This window comes from Rhizobium sp. P43 (assembly GCF_056730705.1).
In genome coordinates, this window is sequence record NZ_CM161539.1 from 2,846,901 (window position 1) to 2,867,693 (window position 20,793).

Consider the following 20,793-nt stretch of genomic DNA (forward strand, 5'->3'; position numbering starts at 1 on the left):
TTTGCCGACACTACGCAAGCGAACCGGGGATGGACCTGCGATCTCATCCTGATATCGAGCCGCTGCGGCAACGCGTCCCTGTGCCGTTATGAAAGTGCACGGCAAGGGTATCAACCGCCCGCACCGAACGGACCGTTCTTCGCCATCTCGGGATACTGCACCGTCTCTTCGTCCTTGGTGTCGATCGACGGCGAAGCCGGCGCAGAAAGACGTATGCCGGCACCGCCAGCAGCGCTTGTTGTCCGCGGATCGATAAACGTGATGCCAGCATCCTCAAGCACGCGTCTGATGGAGGCTGTCTCTTCGGCGTCAGCGGCAGCGTCTGCATCATCAAGGCGCGCCTCAATGCGTTGGACCACCGTCTGCGACAACCCGGCTGCATCGGCAACCTCGGCGTCCGTCATCCCGAGGAGCGCGCGCGCCGCTGCAATCTGTCTTCCAGTTATCACGGCAAACCCTTTCGACTTCAGCTTATGGGCGAACTTGCATGCTCACAAAACTAAATAGAAACAAGAGCCTGCAGTTCAACCCTGGACGCGATACCCCGGTTTGGACGGCTTGCGGGTAGAAAGCCAGGCTGCGTTCGGTCTGCCATCGGCCGATTCAGTCAAAATCGGGGGGATAAAAGTGGCGATTGATAAATCCGCACCACTAAATTCAGAAGAATCTTAAGGAACGCGTGCTGAATTAGGCCTTCAAGGGAGACCACATCATGCGCCTTATCGTTTCTGCCGTCCTCTGTCTGTTGCTGACCTGCCTTGCCAGCATTGCCTCGGCCGCCGGGGATGCCTGGGTGGCTGCCAAGACGACAACGCAGGTGGCGTATACGGTCGATAAGAAAACCTGGATTCCACTCAAGCGCGGAATGTCGGTGCCGAACACGGCCTGGATCTCGACGGGTCCGCGCGGACGCGTGCAGTTGGTTCGTGGTCCCGAAAGCATCGCTTTCCAGCCCAACACACTGGCTGCGATTATCACGCGAGGGCGTGCCAGCGACCGCAAAACGGAAGTGGTTCAGCAGATCGGGGAGATCAACCTCGAGATCGAGAAGCGTCAGCGGCCACATACCACCGTGCAGACGCCTTTTCTGGCAGCCGTGGTGAAAGGCACGCAATTCACCGTCAAAGTCGGCAAGACCAATGCCGCTGTCGCCGTCGAACGCGGATTGGTGCAGGTCACCAGTTTCAGCAGCGGCGAACGCAGCGATCTTGGCGCCGGCCAGGGCGCACGTGTGGATTCCTCGGGCATGACGGTCGCAGGTCTTGGGCAAGAACCGGCCGTCACCCGCGTTGCGCCTTCACGCTCTCTCGTGCCCGCCGTCGGCGCCGTTATCAACACGAGATCTGCGGCTGATGATGCGGGAGAGATGCCCAACCGCAGCCAAGCGCTCGGGAATGCGGCTGGAGAGGCCAACCGCAATGACGGAAACAGCGGCGGCAATGGCAATGGTGGTGGGAACGGCAATGGCGGCGGAAACGACAACGGTGGCGGGAATGGAAACGGTGGCGGGAACGGCAACGGCGGCGGGAACGGCAATGGTGGCGGGAACGGCAACGGCGGCGGGAACGGCAATGGTGGCGGGAACGGCAATGGCGGCGGGAACGGCAATGGCGGCGGGAACGGCAACGGTGGCGGGAACGGAAACGGTGGCGGGAACGGAAACGGCGGCGGGAACGGAAACGGTGGAGAAAACGGAAACGCTGGCGGAAACGGAAACGGCAATGGCAATGGCAATGGCTGATAGCCATCGTATCCAAAGCGCAAGCCGCTGGATTTCTCGATGAGGATGAAAGCACGTCCAGCACCAAGCCTGCTTTCCCGACTGTTGTCATTTCGGGTCGCCATGATCGCCGTGATCATGGCGCTTCCGCTTTTGCTGCCGTCACTGTCTGTCGTGCAGCATCTCGACAATGAGCTGATCGCTTTTCGCGCTGATGCGGCGCCTCGCGACGCGACTGGGGATTACGTCTTTGTTGCCATCGACAAGAAAAGCCTGACACAGGTCGGGACATGGCCATGGCCGCGTGAGGTGCATGCGGAGATCATCGACCGGCTTGTGGCAGCTGGCGTTGGCGACATCTTTCTGGACATCGACTTCAGCACGGCATCGCGGCCAGAGGGAGACGCGGAACTTGCAAGGGCGCTCGACGATGCCGGTGGCGGCGTTATCCTGCCGATCTTTCGTCAGCAGTTCGGGGCACGGTCCGCAGATCCGCTAACGGTGACATCGCCTCTGCCACTCTTTGCAGATCGAGCCTGGTTGGCTCTGGTGGACGTGGCTCTGGATGAGGATGGCTTGATGCGATCCTTCCCCGTGACCGAGTTGATCAACGGCATCCCGACACAATCGGCACCGGCGGTGCTTGCGGGATATAGCGATGCCCGCGCCGGCAAGCTCGACATTGATTTCTCGATTCGTCCTGAAACCGTGCCGACGTATTCGGCGGCAGATCTTTTGTCCGGCGCCGTGCCGCGCGACGCGCTTGAGGGAAAGACTGTCGTGGTTGGCGCCTATGCGACGGAACTGAAAGACCTCTTCGCCGTTCCAATCTATGGCATCCTCAGTGGACCCATGCTGCATGTGTTGGCCACAGAAACCCTCGTCCAGGATCGTATTCTGACGTCGCTGCAAGTTGAGCCTATCGGGTTCTTGCTTGCGGCCTTGATCGTTGGCTACACGCTCGCCTTTCATCGGATTTCCCTGGCTGTGCCTATCGCGGCCTCAGCCGTTCTTTTCCTCTCGGGAGAGGCAATCGCCTTCCTGCTCTACAAGCACGATGCACTCGTCTTTCAGACTGCAACTCTGTGGCTGACGCTGGGCTTCGGTTTCTTCATGTTGATGGCCGAGAAGGTCGGTCTCAACGGCTGGCTTGCCGAAATTGCCGTCGTCGAGAACCGCGAGATCCGCCGTGTCTTGAAGCGGGTGATCAATGATAGCGTCGATCCCGTGATCGTGCTCGACGGGAAGCGGAATCTGCGCGATGCAAGCCTGACGATGGGCGAGCTGCTGGAGCTTGATCACGCTGTTTCCCCTGGAAGCAATCTGGTCAGCTTTGCCCCAGTTGCACTCGTTGATGCCGTTCTTGTGCTGGAAGAGAGATACGAGACCGAGCCAAACAAGGTGCACAGCGAAACAGTGCCGATTGATCTGCCCGGGCGGCATGGTCGCCGACACCTGGAGGCGGCGATCACCATCTCGCCATTCGAGACCCATGACGGTCGAGGGCTGTCTTCCGTTGGTCGATTTGTCATCTGCATCACGTTGCGGGATGTGACGGCACGCCGTCTCTACGAAACCAAACTGGAACAGATGGCGCGGATCGATGACTTGACGGGTCTTTTGACCCGGCGCGGGCTTGCCGACGCATTAGCCTCTGCCGGTGGGGAGTTTTCCGTCTTCGTTATCGATTTGCACCGGTTCGGACATCTCAACGAGATGCTCGGTCGTGAGAAGGGAGATGGCGTCCTGCAGGCTGTCTCGGCAAGGCTGCGCCGCTATGCCGGCGTCGACGGGTTCACGGCAAGAATTGCCGGTGATGTTCTCTGTCTGGCGACACCTGGCATTGATACGCCAGAGGCCCTCGCTGAGAACGCCGCACGTCTGCTTCATCTCTTCGATACACCTTTCGGCGTCGATGGCGTCAAGATCGAGCTCAACGCGCGCATCGGCGCCTGCCTGGGCTCGTTTGATCTGGGCGATCCGTGCAAATGGGTCGAGGCGGCGGAACTGGCGCTGATCGAGGCGAAGAAGGTCGGTGGCAGCGGTTGGCGCGCTTATGATCCGGCCTCTGCGATGCGAAGGGCCCGCTCGCGTCTGCTGGAAGCAGAGATGCGATCCGGGCTGGATCAAGGCGAGTTCTTCCTGCTCTACCAGCCTCAGGTCTCGCTGAAGTCGGGGCGCCTGACCGGGGCTGAAGCGCTTTTGCGCTGGCAACACCCGACACTGGGCATGATCTCGCCGGCCGAGTTCATCGGCATTTCCGAAGCCAATGGCTTCATCTGCGATCTCGGACAGTTCATGTTCAAAGAAGCCTGCAAGGCGGCGACCAGTTGGCCAGCGCATGTCAATGTCGCGGTCAACATTTCGCCGGTGCAGTTCCTGCGTGGTGATTTGCTGTCTGACATCCGTGCGGCATTGGCGGTCAGTGGGCTGGCGCCGCATCGGCTGCATGTGGAAATCACCGAGTCGATCTTTATCGAGCGCTCGGAGGAACTCTTCTCGACCTTGGATTCGTTGCGCGACCTCGGGGTGACGATCGCGCTCGACGACTTCGGGACGGGCTATTCGTCACTGAGCTACATCTCGAGCATGCCGCTCGACAAGTTGAAGATCGACCAATCCTTCGTGCGCGACATGGTGGGTGATCCCTCAGCTCAAAGTATCGTTCAGGCTGTGACAAACCTTGCCCATGGTCTTGGACTGAAGGTGGTGAGTGAAGGGATCGAAAACGCGCTGCAATGTGAAATGCTCGCGGCCATGGGCTGCGAAGAGGGTCAAGGCTATTTGTTCGGTCGACCGCAATCGGCCCGTCAGATCCAGGCGCTTTCGGCGGTCCATTCTCTGTTGAAGACGGAGGAGAACGACCGCGTCACCGGCCTGGCGCAGGCCGGCTGAGCACGAAGGCCGCGCAGCCGACGAGGATCGCGCCGATCAACAGCTTCAGCCAGAGCTGCGGTGGCCCGAAGACCAGCACGATGCCGTAGCTTGCTGCCATCAGCCAGACAGAGGCGATTTTTGCCTTGCGGGAAATCGCACCTTCGCGGCGCCAGTCGATCAGGGGCTGGCCGTAGCGAGGATGGTCGAGCAGCCACTGCTCAAAGCGGGGTGATGAGCGGGCGAAGAGCGCAGCTGCAAGGATCATGAAAGGCGTCGTGGGCAAAACCGGCAGGAAGATGCCGATCACTCCGATGCCGACACACAGCCAGGCAGCGGCAAGAATGAGCAGGCGCATGGCATTCCCCTCGCTGGCCACTGACTTATCAGCTGCAGATATGGCATGATTCGGTGCCGACCAAGGATTTTGAGGATTGCGGCAAATGCGGCGATTTTTCGTTTGCGCCGCAACAGGCTGAAATGCATCCTTGACCGCGTAATCCCACCTGCAGGAATTCAACTCCCATGTCCAAGGTCACCCTCGTGCTCGGCGCCGGCATCATCGGCGTTTCCACAGCCATCCATCTCGCCCGTCGGGGGCGTTCGGTGGTGCTGGTGGATCGCCGGGGGGCTGGCGAGGAAACCTCCTTCGGCAATGCGGGCCTGATCCAGCGGGAAGGCGTGGTGCCCTACGGCTTCCCCCAAGACCTGAGCATGTTGATCCGCTACGGCTTCAACAACCGGATCGACGCCCATTATCATGCAAGCGCAATGCTGAAGCTCGTGCCTTTCCTGTCGCGCTACTGGTGGCATTCGGACAAGAGTCGGCATCAGGCCATCGCGCGCGCCTATGCGCCGCTGATCGAGAACTCGATCACCGAGCATCAGGACCTGATCCAGGCCGCAAATGCCGACCATCTGATCCGCAAGGACGGCTGGATGGAGATCTTCCGCACCACCGGCAAACGCGACACGGAACTCGCCGAGGCAGAGCGTCTGGCGCGCGAATACGGCGTCAGCTACCGCGCGCTGAACCGCGAGGAGCTTGCCAGGGAAGAGCCGCACATTCGCGGTGACTTTGTCGGCGGGTTGAAGTGGAACGATCCGTGGTCGGTGACCAATCCGCATGGCCTGACCCAGGCCTATCTCAGCTATTTCCAGTCTCTCGGCGGGCGCTTCGTCAAGGGCGATGCCATGTCGCTGGAGACCGGCGCCTCGGGCAAGGGCTGGCGCGTGAAGACCGACGACGGCCTGGTCGAGGGCGACGAGGTGGTTCTGGCGCTCGGGCCTTGGTCTGAGGAGATCACCCGCAAATTCGGCTATCGCTTCCTGCTCGGCGTCAAGCGCGGCTATCACATGCATTACGCACCTGCCGGCAATGCGGTCCTCAACAACTGGACCATGGATGCCGAGCGCGGTTACTTCCTCGCGCCGATGGAGAAGGGCATTCGCCTGACGACGGGCGCGGAATTTGCCAATCGCGATGCACCGAAGTCGCCGGTGCAGCTCGCGCGGGCCGAAAAAGTGGCGCGCGAGATCTTCCCGCTCGCTGAGCGTCTGGATGCCGAACCCTGGATGGGTGCCCGCCCCTGCACGCCCGATATGATGCCTGTTATCGGCAAGGCGCCGCGCCACGAGGGCCTGTGGTTCGCCTTCGGCCATGCACATCACGGCTTGACACTGGGTCCGGTCACCGGCCGTCTGATCGCCGAAATGATGGATGGGGAGAAGCCATTCCTCGACGCCAAGGCCTGGAGCCCTGAGCGTTTTCGCCCCTGACAAACAAAGCTTTTCTGGCCCCCGTCTCAGGGGGCTAGCCTTTTTGGCGCCGAGGTGGTACTCAGTTCGCACAATTTGATCAAATTGTTTCCCGTCGGAAACAGGCCGGGCTGAAGCATGCGTCGCCAGAACGCGACCGGTCGAGGGGATCAGCAAGAGACGGACAGTGGCATGCGCCGGTGTTTGATCCATAACGCGAAAAGCGTCTATCGTTAGCGGACCAGCATCCGCTCGCGCCCTTGCGCGTTTCGACCCGATCGACATCAGCCACACGGTGATCCATGGACATGGCCGAAGAGGCACGCGAATTCTTCGCGGCAAATCCCGATATTGAAGTACTTGAAGCTTTCGTCATTGACGTGAACGGCGTTCCCCGCGGCAAGTGGATCCCGCGCGAGCGAGCGATCGACGTGCTGACCAAGGGCATGGCCATGCCGCGCTCCGTCTATGCTCTCGACGTCTGGGGGCGTGACGTGAATGCCGCAGGTCTCGCCGAGGGGACTGGCGATCCGGATGGCATCTGTTTTCCAGTTCCCGGCACGCTGTCCCGCGTGACCTGGCTGTCGCGCCCGACGGCGCAGGTGCTCTTGCAGATGCACACGCAGGAAGGCGAAAGCTTCTATGCCGATCCGCGTCAGGTGCTCGCCAATGTGCTGGAGCGCTTCAAGGCCGCAAAGCTGACGCCTGTCGTTGCCACCGAACTCGAATTCTACCTGATCGACCCCGTTCGCTCGGCGCTCGATCCGGTGCGTCCGCCGAACACGCGAGACGGTCGCTGGCATACCGGCCAGACGCAGGTCCTGTCGATCTCCGAACTGCAGGACTTCGAAGAGGTCTTCCACGGCATTTCGACGGCCGCCCGCGCACAGAAGGTGCCGGCAGACACGACACTGCGGGAAAACGGTCCCGGCCAGTATGAGATCAACCTGAACCACGTGCCGGATGCGCTGGCGGCTGCCGACTACGCGGTGCTCCTGAAGCGCATCGTCAAGGGCGTGGCGCGTGCCAGCGACCTCGACGCGACCTTCATGGCCAAGCCCTACGGCACCCAGGCCGGCAGCGGCATGCATGTGCATTTTTCCGTGCTCGATGAGAACGGCCGCAACATCTATGTAGGCGAAGACGGCCCTTCCGAAGCGCTCTTCCATTCCGTCGGCGGGCTTCTTGAAAGCATGGGCGAGAGCATGGCGATCTTTGCGCCGCACCAGAATTCCTACCGTCGCCTGCGTCCATCCGAACATGCGCCGACCTATGCATCCTGGGGCTTCGACAACCGCTCGGCGGCCGTGCGCGTCATCACCGCATCGAAGCCGGCGACCCGCATCGAACACCGCGTCGCCGGTGCCGATACCAATCCCTATCTGGTTCTGGCGATGATCCTGTCGGCGGCGCTTGCCGGCATGAAGGAGAAGCTTTCGCCGGGTGGTGCGATCTCAGGCGATGACCATGCGGTCAGCCACGAGCCTTTGCCGACCAACTGGGACTACGCGCTGCAGCGCTTTGCCAAATCGAGCTTCGCCTATGCGGCGCTCGGACCGAAGTATCGAAGCCTTTATACCGCCTGCAAGCAGCAGGAACTCTCGGAGTTTTCGCTGCGTGTGACCGACGTCGAATACGATGCCTATATCCGGACCGTGTGAGGTGAAGCCATGACCAAGTCGATCGGACCAAACCCCGGCCATGCGGCCTCCTATTACGCAGCCTCTGCCCGCGACAAGCGCGTGCGCCCGAAGCTCGATGGCCAGCACACCGCCGACATCTGCATCATCGGCGCTGGCTTTACCGGCATTTCGGCGGCACTCGAGCTGTCGGAAAAGGGCTATGCGGTCATCGTGCTAGAAGCCGACCGCATCGGCTTCGGCGCGTCCGGGCGCAATGGCGGCCAGATCGTCAATGGCTATAGCCGTGACCTCGAAACCATCGCCCGGCGCTACGGCCAGGACAAGGCCGACAAGCTCGGCGAGATGTCGCTGGAGGGTGGCCGCATCATCCGCGAGCGCGTGGCGAAATACGGGATCGAATGCGATCTCGTGAATGGCGGTTTCTTCGCTGCCTTTACCGACAAGCAGGTCAAGGAAATGGCCGGCGTCCGGGAACACTGGATGAAGCATGGCCATGACGGGCTGGAAATGGTCTCCAAGGCCGAGGTTGCGAAATATGCCAAGACCGACCGTTATGTCGGCGGCATGATCGACCGTCACGGCGGCCATATCCACCCGCTCGATCTGGTGCTCGGCGAGGCCGCCGCCGCCGAAAGCCTCGGCGCCAAGATTTTTGAGAACTCCAAGGTCGTGCATCTCGACACCGGCCCGCAGCCCTTCGTCTGCACCGAGGGCGGCATCGTCAGGGCCAAGCATATCCTGGTCTGCGGCAACGCCTACATGGCCGGCATCGCGCCGAAGGTGACCGAGAAGATGATGCCGGTTTCCAGCCAGGTGATGGCTACGGAGCCGCTCGATGCCAAGCTGATCGAGGAACTGCTGCCTTCCAACTACTGCGTCGAGGATGCCAATTACGTGCTCGACTACTACCGCCGCACCGCCGACAACCGCCTGCTTTATGGTGGCGGCATCGGCTATGGCGGCCAGGATCCGAAGAACCTGACGGGCGTCATCCGGCCGAACATGCTGAAGACCTTCCCGCAGCTGAAAGACGTGAAGATCGACTTTGCCTGGAGCGGCAATTTCGCGCTGACGCTGACGCGCATCCCGCATATGGGCAAACTGTCGGACACGGTCTACTTCTCACATGGCGACAGCGGCCACGGGGTGACGACCACGCATCTGCTCGGCAAGATCCTCGGCGAGGCCGTGCATGGCCAGATGAGCCGCTTCGACGTCTGGTCGTCGCTGCAGGCCTATCCGTTCCCGGGCGGACGCATGTTCCGCGTGCCGTTTACCGCACTCGGTGCCTGGTATTACGGTCTGCGCGACCGGCTTGGCGTGTAAGGAGAGAAGAGATGACCCGCACCGTTACCGTCGCCGCCACGCAGATGGCCTGCTCATGGGATCTGCCCGGAAACATCGCACGGGCCGAAAAGCTCGTGCGTGACGCGGCCGCCAAGGGCGCGCAGATCGTCCTGATCCAGGAACTCTTCGAAGCCCCCTATTTCTGCCAGGACCAGATCGCGGAGTTTTTCGATCTCGCAAAGCCTGCGCATGACAATGCCTTGATCGAGCACTTCGCATCCCTCGCCGAAGAGCTCAACGTTGTCATTCCCGTCAGCTTCTTCGAGAAGGCGGGGCAGACCTTCTTCAATAGCGTGGCCATCGTCGATGCGACCGGCGACGTGCTCGGCATCTATCGCAAGAGCCACATTCCGGATGGTCCTGGTTATACCGAGAAGTTCTACTTCTCGCCCGGCGATACCGGGTTCGAAGTATGGGAGACCCGGCACGCGACGATCGGCGTCGGCATCTGCTGGGACCAGTGGTTCCCGGAGGCGGCCCGCGCCATGGCACTGCAGGGGGCGGAACTTCTGTTCTATCCGACAGCCATCGGCTCTGAACCGCAGGATGCAAGCCTCGACAGCTCGGGCCACTGGCAGCGGGTGATGCAGGGCCATGCGGCGGCCAATGTCATGCCTGTCATCGCCTCCAACCGGATCGGCAAGGAAGACGGTCGCAAGGGCACGTCGCTCACCTTCTACGGCTCGTCCTTCATCTGTGATCAGACCGGCGCAATGGTGGCGACCGCCGATCGGGAGACTGAGACGGTGTTGACCGCGACCTTCGACCTCGACCGCATTGCCCGTCAGCGCGCCAGCTGGGGTCTGTTCCGCGACCGTCGTCCGGAGCTTTATGGCCCGCTGATGGGCTACGAAGGCTGAGCCTTAGACTTCAGGCACCAAGACCCTTGAGGGCGTCGGCGACGATGCCCTCGACCGGCTGGTCGATGGTGACAGTGACCACACCGGGTTCGCCGGTCGGCACTTCCAGCGTCGCAAGCTGGCTGTCGAGCAGCGTCAGCGGCATGAAATGGCCGGTGCGGGCGCCCATGCGGCGGCTAAGCAATTCTCGCGAGCCCTCGAGATAGACGAAGGAGAGACGGCCATCGGTCGCGACGCGCAGGTGGTCGCGGTAGGTCTTCTTCAGCGCCGAACAGGAGACCACGATCCCCTCGCCGCGCGACAGTGCATCTGCCATACGTGCACCGATCAACGTCAGCCACGGCCAGCGATCCTCGTCGGTCAGCGGCGTTCCGGCTGCCATCTTCGTGACATTGCTTTCGGGATGCAGCCTATCGCCTTCGATGAAGGGGAGCCCGAGGCGGGATGCGAGCGCCTCGCCGACCGAGGACTTGCCGCAGCCGCTGACGCCCATGACGATTACCGCCCGGGCGGCGACGGGCATATTCTCCTGTGGCATTCTCTTCCTCTTCCCCACCCCTCATCCAAGGGCCGCGACAATAGGAAGGTTCAGGCGAAATGCAATCCGCTCTTGCTGGCTGCATCACGGGTGACACCGCGCTCTTTCGCTGGCCGCAGTTCGCCACGGATCGATGCCGCAATCTTCTCGGCCATCATGATGACGGGCGCATTGGTGTTGCCACCGATCAGGCGCGGCATGACGGAAGCGTCCACGACGCGCAGGCCCTCAATGCCGTTGAGCCTCAAGGCAGGGTCAACAACCGCTTCCTCGTCCGAGCCCATGCGGCAGGTGCCGACAGGATGGTAGATGGTGTCGGCCCGGGCGCGGATGGCGGCATCCAGTTCCGCATCGGACTGACCGGCCGGATAGAGTTCCGCACCGCGATACTTGTTGAGGGCGGGAGCGCCCATGATCTCGGCCATCATCCGGGCCCCCTTACGCAGGGTTTCGACGTCGCGCGGGTCGGAAAGGAAGGCGGGATCGATTAGCGGGGATGCCGAGGGATCGGCGCTTGAGAGGCGAACCGTACCGCGCGAATGCGGACGCAGCACGCAGACATGGCAGGAATAGCCGTGGCCCCAATGCATCTTGCGCACGTGGTCATCGACCATCGCGACAAGGAAATGCAGCTGGATATCCGGACGATCAAGGGATGGATCCGTCTTCAGGAATGCTCCCGATTCCGCGCAGGTGGATCTCAAGTGGCCCATGCGCTCGGTGCGCCACTCGTTTGCGGCGCGCAGGATGTCGCGTGTTGCCGTGATGCCCAGGCCAAACATGTCGGTATCCGGCGAGCGGAAGATCATGGTGTAGTCGAGATGGTCCTGCAGGTTGCTGCCGACTTCGGCGCGGTCCAACAGGACCGAAATCCCGAGGGATGTCAGATGGTCGGCAGGGCCGATGCCTGAGAGCATCAGGATCTGGGGTGATTGCAAAGCGCCCGCCGAGAGTATCACCTCACGACCGGCGCGGACGATGCGCTCTTCCTTGCCAAAGCGGTAGGCCACGCCCACCGCCCGACCCCGCTCGACGATGATGCGCGAGACATGCGCCTCGGTGACGACGGTCAGATTGCGGCGCGTCATCACGTCGTGGAGATAGGCGGCCGCCGCCGAGCAGCGCTCGCCACGCTTTGGGCCGTTCCAGAACTGGGTGGCCTGATAGACGCCTGCCCCCTCCTGCGTCGAGCCATTGAAATCGTCGTTCTGCCGATGGCCCTTTTGTTCGCAGGCCTTCAGGAAGGCCTGGTTGATGGGGCGTATCCAGTTCTGGTCGCAGACCTGGAGAGGGCCGCCACGGCCATGCAGATCATCCGCCCCACGGATATTGTCCTCCGATTTCCTGAACCAGGGCAGGACATCGTTCCAGGACCACCCCTCGCAGCCCAATGCGGCCCATTCGTCGTAGTCCTTTGCATGACCACGGACGTAGAGCATGGCGTTGATCAGGCTCGACCCGCCCAGACCGCGACCACGCGGCTGATAGCCACGGCGTCCGTTCAGGCCTGGCTGGGGCACGGTCTCAAAGCGCCAGTTGCCGCTTTTCACATGACCCGGCACCACGGCGGCAGCGGCCATCGGCACCCGGGCAAAGATGCTGTCACCCCGTCCGCCGGCTTCCAGAAGGCAGACGGTGATGGACGGATCCTCGCTCAGCCGCGCCGCCAGAACCGAACCGGCCGATCCACCACCAATGATGACAAAATCGTACATGCTCTCCCCCCAGAGATCTGCACTTCGACGGCCTGTTTCGCATCGCCCTAATTAAGCAGACTTATAGTGCCGTGAACGTAAGCGTAGCAGAGCGCTCGAAGGAAGCAATACGGGAAGAGGCAGCTTGTAAGGCAACGAAAAACCCGCCTTTCGGCGGGTCGCAGTCTGTCATCAATTCGAAACTCAAGCCGCAGGAGCGGAGGCAACGCGACGCGGTTGCAGGTCGTCGATGCCGAGCAGGAAATTGATCTGCGGACGGGCCTTCACCAGATCATCGATCGTGTACTCGGCGAGCACGTCAAAAAAGGCATTCAATGCCTTTCGCAGCGCTGAATTCAGGCCGCAGCTGTCGATCAGAGGGCATTCAACATCGCCGTCGTCCTCGAAGCACTCGGCCATGGCGAAGCTGTCTTCGGTCACCTTGACCACATCGAACAAGGTGATCTTGTCCGCAGCACGCCCGAGACGCACACCACCATTGCGGCCACGCACGGTCTCGACCAAGCCGGCCTTGTTCAACGGCTGCAAGATCTTAAACAGAAAGAGCTCGGACACACCGTAGGCCTTGGCGATCTCCGGAATACGGCTCAACTGATCATTGTTTGCTGCACAATACATCAGCATGCGCACGGCGTAATTTGTCTGCTTTGTCAAACGCATGCACGATTCCTCTGTTTTCTTGCGATTTATATAGCGCCTTTTGCAGTTTTGAACAATTCCAAAATACTCAAGTTCTCTGCCTCACGTGTTGGTGATTAAACTGGACTGCAATTGACAGCTTATCTGATTTCATGAATATGCGCCTCAACAATCCGCAAGAGGGAGGCCTACCATGACATCCATCCGTAGCATCGCACTCGGCGCAGTTTCTGTGCTGGCCCTTTCGGCCGGCTCGGCACTGGCAGAAGGCGAAGTCAACATCTACTCCTATCGCCAGCCGGAAGCTCATCCAGCCACTGATGGACGCCTTCACCAAGGAGACCGGCATCAAGACCAATGTGCTCTTCCTCGACAAGGGCCTGGTCGAGCGCATCGCTGCAGAAGGCGCCAACTCGCCGGCCGACGTGATCCTGACGATCGACATTGCCCGTCTGACGGAAGCCAAGGACGGCGGCGTGACCCAGTCGCTCAATGATGAAGACATCAACAAGCAGATCCCCGCGCAGTATCGCGATCCCGAGGGCAACTGGTTCGGCCTGACCACCCGTGGCCGCGTCCTCTACGCCTCCAAGGACCGTGTCTCGGAAGACGCGATCACCTATGAAGAACTGGCTGATCCGAAGTGGAAGGGCCGCATCTGCATGCGTGACGGTCAGCACGCCTATAACATCGGCCTCTTTGCTTCGATGATCGCTGAACACGGCGCTGAATACACCGAGAAGTGGCTTGCCGGCCTGAAGCAGAACCTCGTCAAGAAGCCGGATGGCAACGACCGCGCCCAGGCCAAGGCCATCCATGCCGGCGAATGCGATCTGGGCCTTGCGAACACCTATTATCTCGGCCTGATGGCGACCAACGAGAAGGATCCGGAAGAGAAGGATTGGGCTGCTGCCGTCAAGGTTCTCTTCCCGAACGCGGCTGACCGTGGCACGCATGTCAACATCTCCGGCATGGCACTGGCCAAGAACGCTCCGAACAAGGATAATGCCGTCAAGCTGATGGAATTCCTGGCGTCTGACGAAGCCCAGACCCTCTATGCCGAGAAGGTCTTCGAATATCCGGTCGGACCGAACGCCAAGGTTTCCGATGTCGTTGCCGGCTTTGGCGCAATCAAGGCCGATCCGCTGCCGCTCGCCGAGATCGCTGCCAACCGCAAGCTTGCCTCGGAACTGGTGGACAAGGTTGGCCTGAACGAAGGCCCGACCCAGTAAGCCTGGGTAGCAATCATGACAACCGTAGAAGGGGCGGTCCGCGACCGCCCCTTCTTCCATTCTGGCCCTTGCCGGCCAACTTGCCACAATGTCCGGAAAACGTTCAGCTCCCACCCGCACCGATGGCTTTGGCGTGATCATCGATCGCCTGGCGACGTTCCGTCGTACCGGGATGGGTTGAGAGAAATGACGAATCTCCGTCCAAGCCAAGCTTTTCTTCGAGCCTCGCAAAGAAGCGGCCGATAGCACGGGGATCGCGCCCCGCCTTAGCCATCAACTCGACCGAGATACGATCGGCCTCATTCTCGGCGTCACGCGAATGGGAGAGCGACATGAGAGCCGCACCATTGGTCAAAATGTCTTCGCCGGCAGCACCGACATCTCCGGCGATCAGCATGATAAGGCCGGCCATGCCGGCTGCGCGGTAGAGCTGACGCAGCGAGTGCTCTTCCTCCACATGGCCGATCTCATGGGCGAGGACTCCGACGATCATGTCCATGTCGTCTTCAGCCAGCTCGATGAGTTCGTCGGTGATGACGAGCGTCCCGTCCGGCAAGGCGAAAGCATTGGGGCCAATCGGGCCGCCTCCACGGAAGTTCAGATTGTAGCCGGCCACACCGCGCGAGGAGAATGCCGCGACCTCGTTGAATGCGTTGAGGATTTCCGCCTGCCGCGTGGCGGGCAGCCGGGTTTCCGTAAAGACTGCCTGATCTAGCGAGAGGAGCGTACCGCTGGACATCCACTGCGTGACCGCCGGTGGCGTCACCAAGACTGCGACTTCGACAAGGGCGGGCAAGGCGAAGCGATAGATCAATCCGGCGAACAGGAAGACGGCAAGGACCACGGCGAGCAGGCGTGGATGGAAACGCTCCAGCTCGTGGACAAAACCGCGTCTGCCATGCCGCTTCAACCATCCATCAATGGCATCGTTGTCTTCGGTCTCGAACAGCGAGCCATCAGCGAAGGTGATGCGACGCGGCACCCGCCCGATGCGCGCTGACACTTCAGTCCGGGCCAGGTCGCTGATCGACACCGGGTCCCCGCCAGCGGCGAGCCGCACGTAGAGCGTTTTCCCTTCACCCCGAAGGTCTGCGGGCTCCGCCCGGCTGGAGCCGGGCGGATACCAGCGACCGGAGGCGATGCGCTTGTCGTCAGAAGCCAAAGTCGAACCCTTCGAGATCAAGATATTCGGCCGTCAGGGCCGAACCCGATGCCTGCATCGAGGATACCACATCGTCGAGCTCGCCATCGACAACGATGCCGGAATGCTCGATCACATAGCGGTGCTCGCGCACAGCCGCCCAGGGGCGCATCAGGCTAAGCGTCAGGATGGTGACGACCAGGTTGGAGATGACGATCCAGAGATAACGCAGACGACCGAGATCCGAGAACAGGCTGTGACGCCCATCAAAGCGGGCAGCGTTCATCACGACGTTGCGAACGCCGATGCGATAGAAGATGGCGGCGACACCCCATAAGACGAGGATTGGGATGAGGGCCGCATAGATGGCCGCCACCACCAGCATCTCCGGGTCGGCAGAGGGATCCTGGACGCCCTCCGCGCCATAAAAAGCAAAGATGCCGATCACAGCGCCGATTGCGCCGCCCACCAGCATCAGGAGAAAGGCAGGTAGCCAGACGCGGTAGAGCGCGCCGATCTTTGGATCGGTCTCGAAGGCGCGGTCGCCGTAACGCAGGTTGTTGAAGATGTAGCGATGGAGCCAACGGCTGGCGAAAGGAGCCAGGAGCCCCAGCGAGAAGAAGGCAACAAGGCCACCAAAGATGATTGCGACGAAGGCGCCCCAGGTTTTTCCGACAAAGTCGAAGCGGATGTTGCGGTAGCTCGTCACGCGTGCGTTGAAGCGCAGGCTGCGCATGACGATCCACGGGAGCAGGAACAGCATCAGCAGCGCCAGAATGCCGCCGGCGATCGGGCTGAAGGTCAGAAGCACGTTGTAGGCGATGATGTAGCCGAAGACGATCGCGCGACCGATAAAGATCTGCAGGCCCTTGGCGTGGTAGTCGAAGGAGTGACCATCGACGAAGGAATTGCCGTAGAAATAGCGGTTGCGGCGGACCTTGGCCCAGGCCGAATAGATGCCGAGCGTGACGATGGTCAGGAGGATGTTGACGATCCAGATGCCGAAATACTCGCCGGCGCTGCCGCGGAACTCGCCACGACGCAAAGCGTCCACCCGGCCGAAAACTGCCTGCTGCATGAAAAATGTCCCTCATGAAATCACTTCGCGTGACGCTATCCCCCGCGTCACACCTGACATTGATCACGAGAGCGTCATGCACTCAAGTGCGCTTGGACACTCTGGAACAGAGTGTCAGGCCTCACGGATCTCGATGCACCACCATTTGGGCCGTCCGCCCTTGTAGGAATGGTAGGTGGGCTTGAGGTCTGCGGCGCTGGTGCGATCGAAGGCGCCGAGCAGGAGAGCCACGGTCGGCTGATCGTCAATCGCGCCGAGCGAGGAGCCGCAGGTCGGACAGAAGGCGCGGGAGGAGAAATCCGAAGAGCGCCAGGTGGTCGGAAGACCGCCGGGGCCGACCCAGCGGACAGCTTCGCGTGGGAACTCCACCCAGGTTGCCGTGAGGCTTCCCGTATGGCGCTGGCACATCTTGCAGGAACAGGTGTGTGGTTTGGCGGCCGGCGCATCGGCCTCGAAGCGGATCGCCCCGCAAAGACAGCCACCTGTATGCAGTTTCTTCTTCGGCATCTTGAGCCCTCCCCGACGGGGGAAGCTAGCATCCGGGTTGCGGCTGACAAGAGAACGCCACCCCCTCTTTCGAGGGGGTGGCGCGAAAGTGATAGAACGGGTGGTTCGCTTACTTCATGGTCGGCATCACGAATTCAGCACCGTCCTTGATGCCCGCCCGACGCCCGCAGCAAACGAAGTGCCGCGAGGACGTCGAAACAGGCAATCGTCCGGCATCACTTCATCGTCGGCATGACGAACTCGGCACCGTCCTTGATGCCGGACGGCCAACGGCTGGTGACCGTCTTGGTGCGGGTCCAGAACTTGATCGAATCGGTGCCGTGCTGGTTCAAGTCGCCGAAGGACGAGGACTTCCAGCCACCGAAGGAGTGGTAGGCGAGCGGAACCGGGATCGGCACGTTGATGCCGACCATGCCGATGTTGATGCGGCTTGCGAAGTCGCGGGCGGCATCACCGTCGCGGGTGTAGATCGCAACGCCATTGCCGTATTCGTGCTTCATCGGCAGCTCGAGGGCTTCCTCGTAGTTCTTGGCGCGCACGACCGAGAGGACCGGACCGAAGATTTCGGTCTTGTAGATGTCCATGTCCGGCGTGACGTGATCGAAGAGGCAACCGCCGACGAAATAGCCGTTCTCGTAGCCCTGGAGCTTGAAGTCGCGGCCATCGACCACGAGCTTGGCGCCGGCTGCAACGCCGCTGTCGATCAGCGACTTGATGCGGGCCTGGGCTTCCTTGGTGACGACGGGGCCCATGTCGGCCTTGTCATCGGTATAGGGGCCGATGCGCAAGCTTTCCACCATCGGGGTCAGCTTCTCGATCAGGCGGTTGGCGGTTTCCTCGCCGACCGGAACGGCAACCGAGATCGCCATGCAGCGCTCGCCGGCAGAGCCGTAACCGGCACCCATCAGCGCTTGCGCAGCCTGGTCGAGGTCGGCATCCGGCATGATGATCATGTGGTTCTTGGCGCCGCCGAAGCACTGGGCGCGCTTGCCGTTCATGGCAGCCGTTCCATAGACGTAACGGGCGATCGGGGTCGAGCCGACGAAGGAGACGGCCGAGATATCAGGATGCGTCAGGATGCCATCGACGGCAGACTTGTCGCCGTTGACGACGTTGAGGATGCCGGCTGGCAGGCCTGCCTCGATCATCAGTTCGGCGAGGCGGATCGGAACAGACGGGTCACGCTCGGAGGGCTTCAGGATGAAGGCGTTGCCACAGGCGATCGCCGGGGCAAACATCCACATCGGGATCATGGCCGGGAAGTTGAACGGCGTGATGCCAGCGCCGATGCCGACCGGCTGGCGGATCGAATACATGTCGATGTTCGGGCCGGCCCCTTCGGTGAATTCGCTCTTCGACAGATGCGGAATGCCGATGACGAATTCGCAGACTTCCAGACCACGGACGATATCGCCCTTGGCGTCTTCGATGGTCTTGCCGTGTTCGCGCGACAGCGTCTCGGCGAGGCTGTCCATGTTGTCGTTCAGGAGCTGGACGAACTTCATGAAGACGCGGGCGCGGCGCTGCGGGTTCATGGCGGCCCACTTGGCCTGAGCCGACTTTGCGTTCTCGACGGCGGCGTTCAATTCCTCAGCGCTGGCGAGCGAAACCTCGCCCTGCACTTCGCCGGTGGCCGGATTGAAGATGGCCTGCTTGCGGCCCGAGGTGCCGGCGACATGCTTGCCGCCGATGAAATGACCAACCTGATACATGGGTTTCCTCCTGGATTGTTGTGGAGGCAGTATGCGCTTTGATTTGCACAAATCAACGCGATGATTTACGCATCTGTTGTGCGTAGATTGATGTTCTGGTGATGACTTGCAACGATCTGAGGTGTGGTACCCCCCTCTGCCCTGCCGGGCATCTCCCCCTCAAGGGGGGAGATCGGATTGCGTTGGCCTCACGCCCTGTTTCAGCCTTCAGAATCTGATCAAGTCGGCCTTCAGCCCTGCACGGCCTCGCCGCAACGCTCGAGGCGATGCAGACCTCGGCGTCGCGCCGATCTCCCCCCTTGAGGGGGAGATGGCCGGCAGGCCAGAGGGGGGTAACGCGCATTCAGAGTTCAGAGGCATATGCCATGAACTGGGATGACGTTCGCATCTTTCTCGCCGTGGCCCGGACTGGGCAGATTCTAGCCGCCTCCAGACGTCTGGGCCTGAACCATGCCACCTTGTCCCGACGGCTAACGGCCTTGGAGACGGCCCTTAAGACACGACTCTTCATTCGACGCACTAACGGCTGTGAACTGACCGCCGAGGGCGAGGCGTTTCTTGGCTCTGCCGAGCGGATGGAAACCGAGATGCTGGAGGTGCAGGCGCGGCTTGGGCGTACGGATACGCAGGTGGCGGGCACTGTGCGAATTGGGGCGCCGGATGGTTTCGGTGTGTTCTTTCTGGCCTCGCGGCTCGGCGCGCTCATCGAGCGGCATCCGGAACTGAAGATCCAGCTGGTGCCGGTCCCGCGATCGTTTTCACTGTCTCAGCGCGAGGCGGATATTGCCGTGACCCTGGAGCGGCCGGATCAGGGACGGCTCGTTTCGTCGAAGCTCGTCGATTATACGCTCGGGCTTTATGCTTCGAAGGGTTATGTCGAAGCGAACGGCCTGCCGGCGACCCCGGAGGAGCTCAAGGCCCATCGCCGGATCGGCTATGTCGAGGACCTGATCTTCACGCCGTCGCTGAACTTTACCGGCGAGGTGATGCGCGACTGGAATGCGGGCTTCGAGATCTCATCCGCCATTGGCCAGACGGAAGCGGTGCTGGCGGGTGCGGGGATCGGCATCCTGCACAGCTACATCGCGCGGCAGCACAAAAGCCTGGTTCGCGTGCTTCCCGAGATCACGATCCGGCGGGCCTACTGGACAACGTTTCATGAGAGCGCGCGTGAACTGGTGCGGGTGCGAGCGGTGGTGCAGTTCCTGCAGGATGCCGTCGAGCAGGACCGGGTGATCTTCGGCTGACCCAGCGGATCTGTTGTAACGCTTTTCTGCTGACGTCGCCCGCGATAGACTGAGGCGATCGCATCACCAATGGATATTCTCATGCGCCAGCCTCTCGTTCGCCTCGGGCTTCCTGCCGCCCTGCTCGCCTTTCTCTCCGCCCTGCCGGCCAGTGCCCATGTGATGGACGGGCCGCTCGGCGGCTTCGGCTCGGGCTTCGGCCATCCGCTCGCCGGTTTCGACCATCTGCTCGCCATGCTGGCGGTCGGGCTCTGGGGCGCGCAAATGGGTGGGCGCTCGGTCTGGACGCTGCCGGCCACCTTCCCGATGATCATGTGCGTGGGCGGGATCATCGGCATGACCGGCATTCTGCCGGACCAGCCGATCGAATACGGAATTGCGCTCTCGGTCATCGTCCTCGGGGGCGCCATCGCTGCGGCCTGGAAGGCGCCGGAATGGGTGGCGCTGGTGCTGATTGCCGCCTTCGCCCTGATGCACGGCTATCCACATGGGGTCCTTGCGCCCCGCGCCAGCGACCCGGCGGCCTTCACCGTCGGCTTCGTCGTCTCGACCGGTGTCATCCATGTGATCGGCATTGCGATCGGTGCGGCGCTGAAGCCGATCGGCGGCGGGCGGCTGGTGCAGGCGATGGGTGCTGCCATTTCGCTGGCCGGGTTCTGGTTCCTGTTTCAGCTCGTGTCGGCATAAAACAGCTGCCGGCCCTGCGATACAGGCGTTTTGCTGCATCGCGATAGCATGGTTTCTGTTGACAAATCCGGATCAAACCGCACAAACGACGGCAC

Annotated in this window: 17 protein-coding genes and 1 pseudogene; 9 read left to right on the forward strand and 9 right to left on the reverse strand. The window is 61.6% G+C overall.

The features are described 5' to 3' along the window. Positions 1-110 precede the first annotated feature (110 nt). A complete protein-coding gene (locus AC1PUL_RS14295) occupies positions 111-449 on the reverse strand; it encodes a helix-turn-helix domain-containing protein (RefSeq protein WP_480464821.1) in 339 nt (112 codons plus the stop codon). Between the two features lie 263 nt (positions 450-712). Between AC1PUL_RS14295 and AC1PUL_RS14300 the strand changes: the two genes are divergently transcribed. Together AC1PUL_RS14300 and AC1PUL_RS14305 are read left to right on the forward strand one after the other, a co-directional pair. Next, the gene (locus AC1PUL_RS14300) at positions 713-1,741 is read left to right on the forward strand and encodes a FecR domain-containing protein (protein WP_480464822.1); all 1,029 of its coding nucleotides are present in this window, start codon (positions 713-715) and stop codon (positions 1,739-1,741) included. Positions 1,742-1,780: 39 nt separating this feature from the next. Next, a complete protein-coding gene (locus AC1PUL_RS14305) occupies positions 1,781-4,615 on the forward strand; it encodes an EAL domain-containing protein (RefSeq protein WP_480464823.1) in 2,835 nt (944 codons plus the stop codon). Here AC1PUL_RS14305 and AC1PUL_RS14310 read toward each other — a convergent pair. Next, complete coding sequence (locus AC1PUL_RS14310) at positions 4,590-4,952, reverse strand: YbaN family protein (RefSeq protein WP_480464824.1); 363 nt, start codon at positions 4,950-4,952, stop codon at positions 4,590-4,592. The genes AC1PUL_RS14305 and AC1PUL_RS14310 overlap by 26 nt on opposite strands. 167 nt (positions 4,953-5,119) lie before the next feature. Between AC1PUL_RS14310 and AC1PUL_RS14315 the strand changes: the two genes are divergently transcribed. The 4 genes from AC1PUL_RS14315 to aguB all read left to right on the forward strand — a co-directional run bounded on the left by AC1PUL_RS14315 (position 5,120) and on the right by aguB (position 10,202). After that, the gene (locus AC1PUL_RS14315; RefSeq protein WP_480464825.1) at positions 5,120-6,373 is read left to right on the forward strand and encodes an NAD(P)/FAD-dependent oxidoreductase; all 1,254 of its coding nucleotides are present in this window, start codon (positions 5,120-5,122) and stop codon (positions 6,371-6,373) included. Between the two features lie 281 nt (positions 6,374-6,654). Next, complete coding sequence (locus AC1PUL_RS14320; RefSeq protein ID WP_480464826.1) at positions 6,655-8,013, forward strand: glutamine synthetase family protein; 1,359 nt, start codon at positions 6,655-6,657, stop codon at positions 8,011-8,013. 9 nt (positions 8,014-8,022) lie between these two features. Beyond that, entirely contained in the window at positions 8,023-9,321 is a 1,299-nt protein-coding gene (locus tag AC1PUL_RS14325) for an NAD(P)/FAD-dependent oxidoreductase (protein ID WP_480464827.1), read from the forward strand. Positions 9,322-9,332: 11 nt separating this feature from the next. Further along, positions 9,333-10,202: an N-carbamoylputrescine amidase gene (aguB, locus tag AC1PUL_RS14330; protein ID WP_480464828.1), complete on the forward strand. Its 870-nt coding sequence runs from the start codon at positions 9,333-9,335 to the stop codon at positions 10,200-10,202. A 10-nt stretch (positions 10,203-10,212) separates the two neighbouring features. Here aguB and AC1PUL_RS14335 read toward each other — a convergent pair whose 3' ends face one another. The 3 genes from AC1PUL_RS14335 to rirA all read right to left on the reverse strand — a co-directional run bounded on the left by AC1PUL_RS14335 (position 10,213) and on the right by rirA (position 13,115). After that, on the reverse strand, positions 10,213-10,740 hold the full coding sequence (locus tag AC1PUL_RS14335; RefSeq protein WP_480464829.1) for a gluconokinase: 528 nt from the start codon (positions 10,738-10,740) through the stop codon (positions 10,213-10,215). A 50-nt stretch (positions 10,741-10,790) separates the two neighbouring features. After that, positions 10,791-12,455: a GMC family oxidoreductase gene (locus AC1PUL_RS14340; protein ID WP_480464830.1), complete on the reverse strand. Its 1,665-nt coding sequence runs from the start codon at positions 12,453-12,455 to the stop codon at positions 10,791-10,793. A gap of 183 nt (positions 12,456-12,638) precedes the next feature. Then, entirely contained in the window at positions 12,639-13,115 is a 477-nt protein-coding gene (gene rirA, locus AC1PUL_RS14345) for an iron-responsive transcriptional regulator RirA (protein WP_480464831.1), read from the reverse strand. Between the two features lie 172 nt (positions 13,116-13,287). Between rirA and AC1PUL_RS14350 the strand changes: the two are divergent. Continuing rightward, positions 13,288-14,326 (forward strand): annotated as a pseudogene (locus AC1PUL_RS14350) (Fe(3+) ABC transporter substrate-binding protein). Positions 14,327-14,429: 103 nt separating this feature from the next. Here AC1PUL_RS14350 and AC1PUL_RS14355 read toward each other — a convergent pair. The 4 genes from AC1PUL_RS14355 to AC1PUL_RS14370 all read right to left on the reverse strand — a co-directional run bounded on the left by AC1PUL_RS14355 (position 14,430) and on the right by AC1PUL_RS14370 (position 18,764). Then, the gene (locus tag AC1PUL_RS14355) at positions 14,430-15,488 is read right to left on the reverse strand and encodes a M48 family metallopeptidase (RefSeq protein WP_480464832.1); all 1,059 of its coding nucleotides are present in this window, start codon (positions 15,486-15,488) and stop codon (positions 14,430-14,432) included. Continuing rightward, complete coding sequence (locus AC1PUL_RS14360; protein WP_480464833.1) at positions 15,478-16,545, reverse strand: YjgN family protein; 1,068 nt, start codon at positions 16,543-16,545, stop codon at positions 15,478-15,480. Before AC1PUL_RS14360 ends, AC1PUL_RS14355 begins: the two co-directional genes overlap by 11 nt. 114 nt (positions 16,546-16,659) lie before the next feature. Beyond that, a complete protein-coding gene (locus AC1PUL_RS14365) occupies positions 16,660-17,052 on the reverse strand; it encodes a GFA family protein (RefSeq protein WP_480464834.1) in 393 nt (130 codons plus the stop codon). Between the two features lie 215 nt (positions 17,053-17,267). Further along, positions 17,268-18,764, reverse strand: coding sequence for a CoA-acylating methylmalonate-semialdehyde dehydrogenase (locus tag AC1PUL_RS14370; protein WP_480464835.1), 1,497 nt, complete (start codon positions 18,762-18,764; stop codon positions 17,268-17,270). Positions 18,765-19,129: 365 nt separating this feature from the next. Here AC1PUL_RS14370 and AC1PUL_RS14375 point away from each other — a divergent pair, with 365 nt between their 5' ends. Then, positions 19,130-20,011 carry a LysR family transcriptional regulator gene (locus AC1PUL_RS14375; protein ID WP_480464836.1) on the forward strand — a complete coding sequence of 294 codons (882 nt, stop codon included), beginning with the start codon at positions 19,130-19,132 and terminating at the stop codon, positions 20,009-20,011. 81 nt (positions 20,012-20,092) lie between these two features. Beyond that, the gene (locus AC1PUL_RS14380; RefSeq protein WP_480464837.1) at positions 20,093-20,698 is read left to right on the forward strand and encodes a HupE/UreJ family protein; all 606 of its coding nucleotides are present in this window, start codon (positions 20,093-20,095) and stop codon (positions 20,696-20,698) included. Positions 20,699-20,793 lie beyond the last annotated feature (95 nt).